The sequence below is a fragment of the Sorangium sp. So ce367 genome, from assembly GCF_051520455.1.
GTDB lineage: Bacteria > Myxococcota_A > Polyangia > Polyangiales > Polyangiaceae > Sorangium > Sorangium cellulosum_B.
Window position 1 is genome coordinate 3,588,659 of sequence record NZ_CP150334.1, and the last position, 13,010, is coordinate 3,601,668.

Consider the following 13,010-nt stretch of genomic DNA (forward strand, 5'->3'; position numbering starts at 1 on the left):
GGCGCCGGTCAGCGTCGGTCAGCGTCAGATTCCGAGGTAGCGCGCGATCTCGGCGCGGTCCGGGTCGGAGGCCACGGCGCGCAGGGCGTCGTACCGGCGTTGCCATGCGGCCGCGCTGCCTTCATCTCCACGCCATCGCGCCGCCTCGGCGCGGGCGAAGGCGTAGCGCCGGAGCGAGAAGCGCGAGGCGTCGAGCGCGAGGAAGGCGTCGAGCCACACCTCGGGATCGCCCTCGCCGTCGCCGAGCAGCTGGGCCGACAGCGCGGCGTACGGGACGAGCGCGGGCGGCGCGTCGCCGCGCCGGCGGAGGGCGGCGTAGCGGAGCGCGCGGCGCGCGGGCGGCGGCGCGTCGCGCGCGGCGCTCCAGGTGGCGAGCGCGCGCGAGAGCGCCGGCTGGCCGTCGCGCGCCCAGGGCGCGTCGAGGCTCGCGAAGCCGACCCACGGCCAGGCGGCGGCGTGGTCCGCGGGCAGCTGGGCGGGCGGGCTGCCCTGGCGGAGCGGCGAGTCGCCCGGAGGGAGCGCGAGGGAGAGCCGGGTCCACCGCGATCGCGCGTCGAGCTCGGCGAGCTCCGCGCGGGAAGGCATCGCCTCGCCGGCGGGGTCCACCACGCGCGCGGCGGCGGCCTCCTCGTCGGCGAGCACGGCCGCGCGCGCGGCGTCGCGCCGGCGCCCGCGCGAGGCGAGGAGCTCGGCGCGCTGCAGGAGCACGGCCGCGCGGAGCGCGGGCGGCGCGGCGGCGAGGTCGACGCGCTCGACGAGATCGAGCGCGCGATCGCGCTCGCCGACGAGGGCCCACGCGCTCGATCGCGCGAGCGCGCGGGCCGCCTCCGGCGCGAGCTCCGGGGCGAGCGGGCCAAGGCGATCCAGCGCGTCGACCGCCCGGGGCGCGTCGCCTTCGAGCGCGAGCTCGCGGGCGGCGCGCAGCGCGAGCGCGCCCGCGGCGGCGCGCAGCGCGTCGGCCTGGGACGGCGAGAGCTGGGGGGCGGCGGCCAGCTCGGCGGCGCGCGCGGCGGCGCGCGCGCGCAACGACCCGGCGATCGCGGGCCTCGCGAGCCCGCGCTCCGGGAGCCAGGCGAGCGCGCGCAGCGAGCTCGCAGGCAGCCCCGTCGGCGCGCGGGGCCCCGAGCGCGCCGGGGCGCCGTCGAGGCCTGCCTCTCCGGCCGCGGGCTCGTCCCCATCGTCGTCCAGCCGCGCGAGCGCGGCGGCTTCGGCTGCGTCGAGCGCCTCGTCCTCCGCCAGCACGACGGCGAGCAGATCGCCGCGGGCCTCTGGATCGAGCGCGGCCGAGGTGCCGAGCAGGTCGCGGATCGCGCGCGTCGCGCGCTGCGTCGCCTCGGCGGCGTCCTTCCGGGCGGCGGCGAGGCGGGCGCGCTGCGCGAGCCGCACCTCCACGGCGTCGGCCACGCCGGCCTCGGGGGCTCCTGGCATCGGCGGAGGCTCCACGCCGACCCGGGCGGCGCAGGCGACGAGGACGGCGCGGACCTCGCCCCAGTTGCGCGCCATGCCGGCGTAGCGCCTCGATGCCCGGTCGTCCTGGGTGAGCGTCAGGAGCTCGATGCCGCGCTTCGCCTCGGCGCTCGCGCCGAGGCAGAGGATCGCGCCGGTGGTCGTGCGCAGATCCTCGTCGCGGGGCTCCATCGCCGCGTACCCCTTGGCGATCGCGAGCGCGCGCTGCAGGTCGCCCTCGGTGAGCGCCGCGCGGAGGGTGTGCACGCGCACGTGCCAGTCGGTCCAGCGGTCCGGCTGCGAGAGGAGCGTGCGGCGATCGCCGAGCCTCGCCGCCTCGCGGCCGAGGCTCGGCACGCCGCAGGCGGGCCCGAGCTCATCGAACGTGACGCGCCCGGTCCCGGCGGCGACCGTTGCCTGGGCCATCACCACCGCCTCGGTCGCGCCGGCGAGCGCCGCGCCATCCGGCCGGCCGACCGCGGCGTCGGTGTAGTCGGCGACCGCTGCGCGCACGCCGAGCTCCTCGGCCAGCGCGCTCGCCGCCCTGTAGGTCCAGGGCAGCCGCGAGGGCAGCGCGAACCAGCGGATCTCGGGCCTGCAGTCGGGCAGCGCCGGGCCGCGCGGCGCCTCGATCGAGGCGAGGCATGCGGCGGCGGTGCGCGTGCCCACGAGGACCGCCGCGACAGGGCCAAGGAGAGCGAGCGCGGACAAGGCCACGGCCGCCGCGAGCGCCAGGGCGAGGGGGCGCCGCCAGGGCGGCCGCGCGGGCGAGGCGTCGCGGTGGAGCGGGGAGCTCCCGTCGCGCTCACGAGGCCGTGGGGTGGGCTGCGCGCACACGGGACGGCTTTTAGCCCACGGCACGGCCGAGCGACACTGCCTCCGCGACGCAGCGTGTCCCACGTCCCGGGAGCCGGCGTCACCCGCGGAGCGCGCGCCATGCGACGTCGGCGCGCTCCTCGCCCCGGAGGCCGGCGCGCGCGGCTAGGGCGCGCTCCGGCCCTCGGCGGCGCCAGCGTCCGGGGCCAGGAGCGCGCCCGCGAGATCCGAGACAGCCGACAGATCCTCGACGCAGGCGACGTCGAGCTCGAGCCCGCGGGCGAGCTGCGGCGCGCTGGCCAGGGCGACCTCGGCGACGGTGAGCTTCCGCCCGGTGAGCTGGTGGAGCGACGTCACGCCGTGATCTCGGATGCCGCAGGGCACGATCAGCTCGAACGCCTTGAGGTCCACCGCGATGTTGAACGCGAAGCCGTGCATCGTGAGCCATCGCGACAGGCGCACGCCGATCGCGCCGAGCTTCGCGATCTCGCGCGCCCACTCGGCGCCGCCCCACGCCTCCGGGGCGGCGCGATCGACCCAGACGCCGATCATGCCGTCGACCACGCCGCCCTCGACGTGGTGCTCGCGCGCGAGCAGGATCATCACCTCCGCGAGCGAGCGCACGTACCTGCGCACGTCGCAGCGGTCCGGCCTGAGATCGAGCAGCGGGTAACACACGAGCTGGCCGGGGCCGTGGTAGGTGACGTCGCCCCCGCGCCCCGTCGCGACGAGGTCGATGTCGCGCTCGTCCAGCGCGCGGGCGTCGAGGAGCACGTTTTCGGGGTTCGCTCGCGGGCCGAGCGTGATCACGGGATCGTGCTCCAGGAGCAGGATCGTGTCGCCGATCCGCCCCTGCGCGCGCGCCTCGACGAGCTGCTTCTGCAGATCGTGGATCGGGGCGTAGCGGCGCCGGCCGATCCACACGGCGCGCGCGCGCCTCGGCCGGGGCGCCTCGACGGCCGTCGTCTGGCCGTTCGCGGGCTGGAGGAGGTCGCGGAGCGAGGTGGTCGGCATGGCTACTCCGGGACCTTCTCGCCCCGCGCCCGCCGCTCCTCGCGGTAGGCCTCGATGTGCGTCGTGAAGGTGGCCGCGACCTCGGGGTCGAACTGCGAGCCCGAGCACCGCTCGATCTCGGTCACCGCGACCTCGTGGGGGAGCGCGCGGCGGTACGAGCGGTCGCTCGTCATGGCGTCGTACGTGTCGGCCACGGAGATGATGCGCGCGATGATCGGGATCTCGTTGCCCCGCATCCGGAGCGGGTAGCCGCGCCCGTCCCAGCGCTCGTGGTGCAGGTGCACGCCGGGGATGAGCGGGTGCAGGAACTTGATCGGGTCGAGGATGTCGCGCCCGTAGGCGGGGTGCCGCTTGAACACCTCGTACTCGTCGTTCGTGAGCTTGCCCGGCTTGTTCAGGTTGAGCACGCACCCGATCTTGCCGATGTCGTGCATGAGCGCGCTCTGCCGGACGATCTCGATCTCGTGCGGGCCGAGGCCGAGCCGCTGCGCCAGCAGCACGGCGTAGACGGCGACCCGATCCGAGTGGCCCGAGGTGTAGCGGTCCATCTTGTCGATCGCCTTGGCGAGGCCCTCGATCGTCTGCTGGAACGTCGCCTGGAGATCCTGGTAAAGGCGCGCGTTCTCGATCGCCGCGGCGGCGCGCGAGCCGATGATGCTGAGCAGCTTGCGCTGCCCCTCGTCGAAGCGCCTCGTCCGCGTGAACGACGCGACGGCGAGGAAGCCCATGAGCCGCTTCTGGATGCGGAGCGGCACGGCGACGAGCGACTGGAGCGGGAGCGCCGGCTCCGCCGCGAAGAACCTGAGCCCCTTCATGCCCTGCTCGAGCAGCTGCGCGTCGGGGCGGAAGTGCTCGAGCACGAGCGCGGGGTCGAGCCGCCCGAGGTCGGCGCCCGCCGGCATGGACGGGCCGCGGAGGTGCTGGCGCTCGAAGAAGCCGCCCTCGCCGTCGTCGAGCCAGGTCGAGATGAGATCGCCGCACACCTCGTGGAGGCAGCTGTCCGCGACGGTCTCCAGCACCTGGTCGAGCGAGAGGCTGGCCGCGATGGCCTCGCTCACCTTGTAGAGCGACACCGCCTCGCGCAGCCGGATGTTCTCGGCGGCCATCCGTTGCTTCTCGATCCCGCGCTGGACGACGTGCACCACCTCGTCCAGCTTGAACGGCTTGAGCACGTAGTCGTAGGCGCCGCGCTTCATCGCGTCGATCGCGGTCTCGACGGTGCCGAAGCCCGTCATGATGACCGTGAGCGCGTTCGGCGCCGTCTTGCCGATCTCGTCCAGCAGCGCGATGCCGCCCATGCGCGGCATCTTGAGATCGCTGATCACGAGATCGTAGTGACCCTTCGTGAGCTCGTTCAGCGCGCTGGAGCCGTCCTCCGCCGTGCGGACGTAGTAGCCCTCCATGCCGAGGAAGTCGGCCAGCATGTCGCGGATCACCTTCTCGTCGTCCACGACGAGGATGCGAGGGCGGTCTTCTGGAAACGTGGACATGCGGCCGGTAAGCCTACCAGATCCGCTCGCAGCGCATCGCACCAAGGTGGGCGGGGCGGGCACAGGAGCGGACCCGCCTCGCCGGGGTGGCCGAGCGGCGGCGCGCGCCGCTCAGTCCTCGTCGCCGGTCGAGATGATGGGGTGCCGCATGGTCCGGGGCGATTCGTCCAGATCCGGGACGCGGATCGAGATGGGCCCGGGGCTGCGGATGGAGGGAGGAGGCGCGGACTCCGCGTCCTCGGGGCGGAGCGGGATCATCCTGCTGCTCGGCGCGGGCTCGTCGCTCGCGGTCGTCAGCACGGGCACGGCGCGCTGCTCGCCGAGGGCGTGCTTCTGCTCGAGGAAGCGCAGGACCGAGGGGCCGGTCGAGCGCTCCAGCGCGGAGCGCAGATCGCCGGGCAGCGTCGACTCGATGATCATCTTCACCCCGGTGCGGGGGTGCTCGATCTCGATGCGCACGAGGTGCACGAACGAGCGATCGAGCCCGTGCTTCTCCTCGAAATACCGGTTCGTGGGCACGTGACCGTAGCGCTCGTCGCCGAGGATCGGGTGCCCGATCGCGGCGAGGTGCCGCCGGATCTGGTGCGTGCGCCCGCCGTCCGGGATGACGCGGAGGATCGAGTGGCCCGAGGCGACCGCGAGGCGGCGGTACCGCGTGCGCGCCGTGTAGGTGCGCGTCCCTTCGCGGAGATCGCGGGTGATCGCGCCCTTGCCCGGCGTGACGCCCTTGGCCGCGGCGAGGTAGATGAGGCGCCCCGTCTTCGCGAGCGCCTCGCCCCAGCGCGCGGCCGCCTCCTCGCTCCGCGCGAGCATGACCAGGCCGCTCGTGCCCGGATCCAGCGGGTGCACGATGATGGGCGTCGTCGTGCTGCCCGGGATGCGGGCGCACCGGGCGAGCAGCGAGCCGAGGTACTCCGGCTGCGTGGCCACCGGCTCGTGGGGGCCCTTCTCGACGACCAGCACGCCGTCGTCGTCGTAGATGACCTTCGGCGCGGGCGGGGGCGTCCGGCGGAGGGCCGCGATCGTCTCGATCTCCTCCGTGAGCGGGATCATGTCGAGCGGCGTGAGCTCCGTCGACGAGTACCCGAGGCGGCAGAAGTGATCGAGGTCGCGCGCGAGCGTGTCGGGATCACACGAGACGTAGACGAGCAGCGGCGCGCCGAGGCGCGCGATCGCCTCGCGCGCCGTCGGGGAGACGCCGCGGCGCGGCGGGTTCACCACGATGCCGTCGAACTTCTCCGAGCTGTTGACGAGGGAGCTGACGATCTCCGCGACGTCGCCGGTGCGCACCTCCACGCGCTGGCTGAGGCCCTGGGCCTCGGCCGCGGCGCGGGCGTTCGCCGCCGCGGGCGCGAAGGACTCGACCATCAGGACCCGGTTGCCGCCCTGCGCGAGGGCGAGCGAGATCGCGCCCGAGCCGCCGTACAGATCGAGGATGCGCGGCGGCTCCTTGCGCCGGGAGGCGGGGCCGAGCGCGGCTTCCCCCTCGATGACGGGCCCGTCGTTCTCGAGCGACGCGATCTCGCGGAGCAGGAGGGCGTGCACGCGCGCGGCCTGCGCGCGGTGCGCCTGCACGAACGAGCCGAACGCGGCGATGTGGTAGGTCTGCCCGATCCGGTCCTCCGCGTGCGCGGTGCCGTCGAGCACGATCGTCTCGGGCCCGAGGATCTGCGGCGCCTCCGCGTCGTGGAAGTTCGCCGCGACGCCGATGACGCGCGGGAGCATCGGGCGGATGGCGTGGCCGGCCTCCCGCAGCTCGTCGCGCGTGCACGCGCGCTCGCGCTGCAGGACGAAGGTGATAAGCACGAACGCCGGGTTGTCCTCTGTCGCTCCCACCTCCGCGAAGAGCGGCGTCCCGGGCGCGAGGTGGACCTCGCGCAGATCGAGGGCGCGGAGCACGCCGCCCCTCGCCGGGTCGTACGGGAGGAGCAGCGGCCGGACCTCCGGCGGCGGCGACGCGATCAGCTCGCGCAGCCGCGAGGTGACCGCGGCGAGGGCCGGGGTGAGGACCCGGCAGCCCGGGATGTCGACGACCTCGTGATGTCCCGTGCGGCCGTACAGCCCGATCGCGCCGGAGGGGGCGACGATGAGCTTCGCTCGACCGCGATAGCCGGTGATCGGATCGGCCGGGATGACCGAGCTCGTCTGGAGCAGCCCGAGCGATGGGTAGTGCGCGGCTGCGGACACGACCCGAGCACGCTTGGTGCCGAGCTGCTCCGCGTAATCACCCGCGATGAGCGGACAGCCCGCGCACTCGACCGAGTGCGTGCACTCGATCAGCGTGTTCGGGATCTCGCCTGCCTTCAATGTGCGTCGCACGGGCCCGGACAAAACACCGCCGCCCGATCCCTCTGCGCTGGTGCTCTCGCCCAGCCCGTGCGGTCCTTCGATACCTGCGCCGGAAGCCATTCCGGGGGAGCTTACAGGGGCTCTCGGCCAGCGTCGAAGGTGTAAAGCGGAATCCGTCGAGCTTTTCGTCTGCGGCGCTCGGCGCGCCGGGGAGCGCTCTTGGGTCCTGACGAGATCCCGCGCTTTCGCCGGGGTCTGCGGTATCTGCCCGGACGGTGGGCGGTTCAGGCCCCGCTCGCTCCGTCGAGCCAGCCGCCAGGCAACGCAGGGGCCAATGTGGGCGATCCCTGGCGCTGTTCCTTACCTCGGGCCGCGCCGTTCGCGACATCCGCGGTCGTAGCGTCGCAGCGCCCGGTCCGTCCCGCGCGCCTCGCGGGGGCAGTGGTAGACTGAGCGCCTCTTGCGTCTTTCGATCGCTTCTCTCTTCGGCCTCCTGGCTGTGCTGCTCGCCCCTCCGGTGTTCGCCGGACCCGGCGACAAGGAGGCGAACCAGGGCATGAACGCAGCCAGAGGCGGCTTCTGCAAGCGGGCGATCCCGCTGCTCGAGTCCGCCGAGAGCCAGCGGCATCGCCCGAGCTCGGCGGTTCCGCTCGCCGACTGCTACGTCAAGCAGGGCGATCTGCTGAAGGCCAGCGACATCTATCACAAGGTCGCGAGCGAGAAGAAGGCGCCCGGCTACAACGCGCGGGATGTCGCGGCCATCACATCGGCCAAGAAGAAGGCAGCTCAGCTCGATGTGCGCATCCCGACGCTCGTCGTCACGCCGGCGGAGCCGTACGAGGGGCTGGTGGTCGAGATCGACGGCGAGGTGATCAGCGAGCCGTCGGCGCCGCACCGGTTCGATCCGGGCGAGGTGCTGGTGATCGTCGCCAGGGCCGAGGGCCACGAGGAGACGTCGCAGAAGGTCACGCTGAAGGAGAAGCAGCGGCGCGAGATCAAGCTCCGCCTCAAGCCGAAGCCCGGGGGGAAGAAGCCGCCGGAGAAGAAGCCGCCGGAGAAGCCTGTCGCGGAGAAGCCGCCGGAGAAGAAGCCGCCGGAGAAGCCTGTCGCGAAGAAGCCGCCGGAGAAGAAGCCGCCGAAGAAGCCTGTCGCGAAGAAGCCGCCGGAGAAGAAGCCGCCGAAGAAGCCTGTCGCGAAGAAGCCGCCGGAGAAGAAGCCGCCTCGCGCCGCCGAGAAGCCTGTCGCGAAGAAGCCGCCGGAGAAGAAGCCGCCTCGCGCCGCCGAGAAGCCTGTCGCGAAGAAGCCGCCTCGCGCCGCCGAGAAGCCGGCCGAGGACACGCCGCGCGTCGCGACGGGCCCCGACGAGAGGCCGAAGCCCGCCGTCGAGATGCCCGAGCCCACGCCGCCCAGCCCGCGCAGGCAGCGCGACGTGTGGCTCGGCGCAGGCTTCCAGGGCTTCTTCATCCCTCAGCTCATGTTCGGGCTCCTCGGAGAAGGGGGGCGGGACGTCCTCGTCCCCGGCGGAGACATCTCGCTGTCCACGCGGCTCGGGCGGCGGTTCGATCTCGTGTTCTCGGTCGCCTACGCGCGCTTCTGGATGGACGAGACGCCGTTCAAGCCGAAGGGACACCCGGACACCGACTACGAGATCGTCGAGAGCGATCTCCAGGCGCTCCAGGCGGGCGTCCGACTGGTCTGGAACATCCCGCTCGATCGGGACGAGCTGTTCGCCTTCCGCGTCGGGGCCGGCCTTGGCGTGGGCTGGACGTTCATGGGCGACCTCTACCGGACCCAGGCATATCCCGGCGACGCGGTGCCCGGCGACCCGGGCTCGTTCGTGCCGGGGGACCCGTACCGCTATGTGAAATGCCGCGGACCCAACAACCCGGTCGGGAGCTTCCGGTACTGCAACCAGCTCGATTACGACGCGGATCACTACCCTGGCTACGTCGAGCCGAGCTGGTTCACCCGTCCCAAGGGGCGGCCTCAAGGCCTGCGGCCGCTCGTCTATCCGTGGCTCGTCCTGCCCGAGATCGGGCTCGCCCTTCGCCCGTGGGACCGCGTCGCCTTCGACCTCCGGGTCGGCGCCTCCGTGACGGGCCTGCTCGGAGGGCTCGGCATCCGCTTCGCCCTGTGACGCACCTCGCCCCGCGGGCCGCGCGGCTCAGCAAGCGAGCTTCACGGCGCGGCCGAGCTTCCGGGACAGCACGGCCTCGAGCGTGCTCCAGAGCTCTTCGCCCGACTTCTGGGCCACCCAGCGGTCCTCGGACGGCCGGTAGTCGAAGTGCCACGCGGCCCGCTCGGCGGCCATCCAGATCTGCCGCGCCGCGCGGTGGCTGTTGACGACGTACTTGATGCCGTCCTCGAACTCCAGGGTGAGGATGCCGCTCTGCAGGTCGGCCTCGACGCCGTCGGGGATCTCGTTGATCGCTCGATCCAGCGCGCGCAGCGACCGATCGGCCACGTCGTCGAACTCTCGCTCCGATAGGGGCTCTCCGCTCATGCCGATCCGCTTACAACGGCGCGCGCCGAGGCGGTACGGGGAAGCGCCGGCGCCCCCTCACTCCCAGGGGACCGTGTAGAGCTTCACGTTGGTCATCGCCTTCATCGCCTCGACGACGCCCTCCTTGACCCCGATGCCGCTGTCCTTGATCCCCCCGAACGGCGACAGCTCGGACCGGTACCCCGGCACCTCGCGCACGTTCACCGTGCCGCAGCGGAGCTCCCGCACGAGCCTGTGGACGCGCCGCAGGTCGTTCGTGCAGACGCCGGCGGAGAGGCCGTAGCTCGTCCCGTTCGCCACGGCGATCGCCTCGTCGATGTCCCTCACCCGCAGGATGGGCGCGTGCGGGCCGAAGGTCTCGTGCTGCACGGAGGGGGCGTCCCGCGGGACGTGATCCATCACGGTGGGGCCGTACAGGGCCCCGCGGCGCTCGTTCCCGAACAGCAGCCGGGCGCCGCGCGCGAGCGTGTCCTCGGCCGCCGCCTCGAGCTGCCGCGCCGCGGCCTCGGAGATCACCGTCCCCATGTCCGTCGCCGGATCGAACGGATCGCCCACCTTGATCTGCGCCGACGCGGCGGCGAGGCGGCCGGCGAGCTCGTCGGCGACGCGCTCGCTCACGATGAGCCGCTTCACCGCCGTGCAGCGCTGCCCCGAGTTCCTGTAACAGCCGTACGCCGCGAGCCGCACGGCCTCGTCGAGATCCGCGTCGTCGAGCACGATGAGCGGGTCGTTGCCGCCGAGCTCGAGCACCGCGCGCCGGTAGCCGAGCAGGCCGGCGATGCGCTTGCCGATCTCGACCCCGCCGGTGAAGCTCACGAGCTCCACGGCGGGGTGGGTCACGAGCGCGCGCCCGATCTCCGCCGGATCGCCGGTCACAACGCTGAGCATGCCGGGCGGCAGCCCCGACTCGTGCAGCACGGACGCGAGGTAGATCGCGGAGAGGGGCGTCTTCTCCGACGGCTTGAGCACCATGGAGCTGCCGCTCGCGACGCTCGGCGCGACCTTGTGGGCGACCTGGTTGAGCGGGTGGTTGAACGGGGTGATCGCCGTCACCAGGCGGAGCGGCTCGCGCAGCGTGTACCCCCGCCGGGGCTTGCCGTTCGCCGAGATGTCGAACGCGAGGCACTGGCCGTCGTCGCGGAGCGCCTCGTACGCGGAGAAGCGGAGCACGTCGAGCGCGCGCCGCACCTCGTAGGCCGTGTCCTTGAGGCAGAGCCCGCTCTCCCACGTGATGAGCCGCGCCACCGCCCCCGCCTGCGCCTCGATGTGCGCCGCGGCGCGGAGCAGGATCTCGCTGCGCTCGTGGCGAGAGAGCCGCGGCGGGCCGGAGGACACGCTCGCGAGCGCCTCCAGCACCGCCCCCTCGTCGAGCCTCGGCACGCTGCCGATCACCTCGCCCGTGAACGGGTAGCGCACGAGGATGACCTCGTCCCGGCTCACCGGTCTTCCCCCGATCAGGCACGGAAAATGGAACGCTGGTCGATCGATTGAGAGCATCGAGCCCATCCCTGTCCCCCCTTCAGGCGCTCGATCGTCGGCGCTAGGCCATGGCGGTCGAGAGTCGGTTGAGCACCAGATCGAAGACGTCCGCGTTCGACAGCGCGCTCGGCCGGCCGTGCGCGGCGCCCGCGTCCGCCTTGGCCGCTTCCGCGCCGAGGAGCCAGGCGCGCTCCCCGGGCCGGAGCGGGTGGCTCGCGAGGATCGGCACCTCCGCCTCGTGCAGGCCGCCGTGGGACCTGAGCCCGCGCTGGACGGCGGAGAGGTCGTGGTAGGCCGCGCTCTTGCCGAGCACCGTGCTCCGGTCGCCGAGGACCACGAGGTCGCCGATCCGATCCGGCGGCAGCGCGAAGCGCCGCGCGGCCTCCTCCCGGGTCAGGACGAGCTCCACGCCCGGGAGCCGCTCGAGGACCTGCGCGGCGCGCGCGCCGTCGTCCGGCGCGCCGAGGTACACGGTCGCGTACGACCCGAGCGCGCCGTGGTGCACGACGTACGGGTCGGTGATCGGCAGGAGCACGCGGAAGCTCGAGAGGCCGGCCTCGCGCAGCGCGTCGTCCAGGTAGCGCACGTTCGGCGAGCCGTCCTGCGCGGTCTTGTCGTTCATGCCGTGATCCGCGGTGATGCCGCAGACGAAGCCGGCGTCGAGGTACTCGCCGAAGAGGGCGTCGAAGCGGGCGTAGAACCGATCGGACATCGGCCCGCGCGGCGGCTCCTTGTGCTGCACGTAGTCGGTCAGCGACACGTAGAGCAGCGTGGCCGAGAGCCGCTCGTGCAGCGCGAGGCCCATCTCCATGGCGTAGTGGGAGATGTCCCAGTCGTAGATCGACGGGTTCTCGCGGCCTACCGCGGCGGTGATCGAGCCGATCCCGCGCTCCGGGATCGCCTGCTCGTGCGCCTTCTCCGCCGACAGCGAGATCGGGCGAGGGCCCCCCTCGCGGCAGGCGCCGAGGAGCGCGCGGAGCTTGTCCTTGGCCGTGACGCAGAGGGTCCTGACGCCCGCCTGCTCCATTTTCTCGAAGAGCGTCGGGACGCGCAGGAACCGAGGATCGTTCATCGGCACCTCCTCCCCCGTGGCGGCGTCGAGGTAATAGTTGCCCGAGATGCCGTGCACGCGCGCCGGCTGGCCGGTGACGATCGACACGTTGTTCGGGTTCGTGAAGCTCGGGACCTGGCCTCGACCGCGCACGTACAGGCCGCCGGCGGCGAGCGTGCCCGCGAGCCGCGGCATCAGCCCGTCCGCGAGCGCCTGGTCGAGGTACTCCGGCCCGCACCCGTCGACGCAGAACACCACCGTCTTGCGCGCGGGCAGCGCATAGCGCCGGTCGCCGAGTTCGATCATGCCGAACGCTGACACGCGGCGCGCGGGCCGAGAAGGGGCGTCGCTGCGCCGCCATGCGCGCTCCTCCGCCTCGAACGGCGGGCAGGGGAGCGGCGGTGCGTCAGTAGCCCGGCCAGGGGTCTGCCGGCTTCGGAGGCGCCGGGACCGGTCGCTTGAAGCACATCACGCCGGCGTCGAGCGCCACGAGCTCCCAGCCGCCCTCGCCCCGCGCCTTCGCGATGGCGCGGGCCTCGTCCACGCCGTGCGCCTGCTCGCAGTCCTGCTCCCACCGCGGTGGGGGGACGCTCGGCGTGAGCCCCTGGGCGCGCACCCGCCCCGCCGCGAGCGCGACGGCCGCGCCCAGCACCAGACCGCCCAGCACGAGCACGACCCTCTTGTCCATGGCGTCAGGGACATGGTGGTCCGCGCCGGGCAGCACCGTCAAGCGACGCTCCGAGGACGTTGGGCACGCCCGGCAGGATTCGAACCTGCGACCCGCGGCTTAGAAGGCCGCTGCTCTATCCAGCTGAGCTACGGGCGCTTGGACGACAAGCGCATCTCTCGTACTGCATCGCGGACGCGGAATCGAGCGTTACAAGCGTTGCGAGCGTTACAAGCATCACCGGTGCCGTGGGCG

General features: G+C 73.1%; 9 protein-coding genes and 1 tRNA gene. 1 reads left to right on the forward strand and 9 read right to left on the reverse strand.

Annotated elements, in window-relative coordinates; genetic code table 11:
* Positions 1–24 precede the first annotated feature (24 nt).
* The 4 genes from WME97_RS13860 to WME97_RS13875 all read right to left on the reverse strand — a co-directional run bounded on the left by WME97_RS13860 (position 25) and on the right by WME97_RS13875 (position 7,085).
* Positions 25–2,283 carry a hypothetical protein gene (locus tag WME97_RS13860; protein ID WP_437552371.1) on the reverse strand — a complete coding sequence of 753 codons (2,259 nt, stop codon included), beginning with the start codon at positions 2,281–2,283 and terminating at the stop codon, positions 25–27.
* 144 nt (positions 2,284–2,427) lie between these two features.
* Complete coding sequence (lipB, locus tag WME97_RS13865; protein ID WP_437552372.1) at positions 2,428–3,276, reverse strand: lipoyl(octanoyl) transferase LipB; 849 nt, start codon at positions 3,274–3,276, stop codon at positions 2,428–2,430.
* A 2-nt stretch (positions 3,277–3,278) separates the two neighbouring features.
* On the reverse strand, positions 3,279–4,766 hold the full coding sequence (locus WME97_RS13870) for an HD domain-containing phosphohydrolase (protein ID WP_437299587.1): 1,488 nt from the start codon (positions 4,764–4,766) through the stop codon (positions 3,279–3,281).
* 111 nt (positions 4,767–4,877) lie between these two features.
* Positions 4,878–7,085 (reverse strand): pseudouridine synthase, encoded by a 2,208-nt coding sequence (locus WME97_RS13875; protein ID WP_437552373.1) that lies wholly within the window; start codon positions 7,083–7,085, stop codon positions 4,878–4,880.
* A 430-nt stretch (positions 7,086–7,515) separates the two neighbouring features.
* On the opposite strand from WME97_RS13875, the gene WME97_RS13880 reads away from it, so the two are divergent.
* Positions 7,516–9,192 (forward strand): hypothetical protein, encoded by a 1,677-nt coding sequence (locus WME97_RS13880; protein ID WP_437552374.1) that lies wholly within the window; start codon positions 7,516–7,518, stop codon positions 9,190–9,192.
* Positions 9,193–9,219: 27 nt separating this feature from the next.
* Here WME97_RS13880 and cyaY read toward each other — a convergent pair whose 3' ends face one another.
* From cyaY to WME97_RS13905, 5 genes are all read right to left on the reverse strand, one after another.
* Positions 9,220–9,558 carry an iron donor protein CyaY gene (gene cyaY, locus WME97_RS13885; protein WP_437552375.1) on the reverse strand — a complete coding sequence of 113 codons (339 nt, stop codon included), beginning with the start codon at positions 9,556–9,558 and terminating at the stop codon, positions 9,220–9,222.
* Positions 9,559–9,615: 57 nt separating this feature from the next.
* Positions 9,616–11,064 carry a phosphonoacetaldehyde dehydrogenase gene (phnY, locus tag WME97_RS13890; protein ID WP_437552376.1) on the reverse strand — a complete coding sequence of 483 codons (1,449 nt, stop codon included), beginning with the start codon at positions 11,062–11,064 and terminating at the stop codon, positions 9,616–9,618.
* Between the two features lie 34 nt (positions 11,065–11,098).
* Positions 11,099–12,394 (reverse strand): phosphonoacetate hydrolase, encoded by a 1,296-nt coding sequence (gene phnA / locus WME97_RS13895; protein ID WP_437552377.1) that lies wholly within the window; start codon positions 12,392–12,394, stop codon positions 11,099–11,101.
* Between the two features lie 100 nt (positions 12,395–12,494).
* A complete protein-coding gene (locus WME97_RS13900; RefSeq protein WP_437552378.1) occupies positions 12,495–12,776 on the reverse strand; it encodes a hypothetical protein in 282 nt (93 codons plus the stop codon).
* 64 nt (positions 12,777–12,840) lie between these two features.
* Positions 12,841–12,914: transfer RNA gene (locus WME97_RS13905), tRNA-Arg, on the reverse strand.
* Positions 12,915–13,010 lie beyond the last annotated feature (96 nt).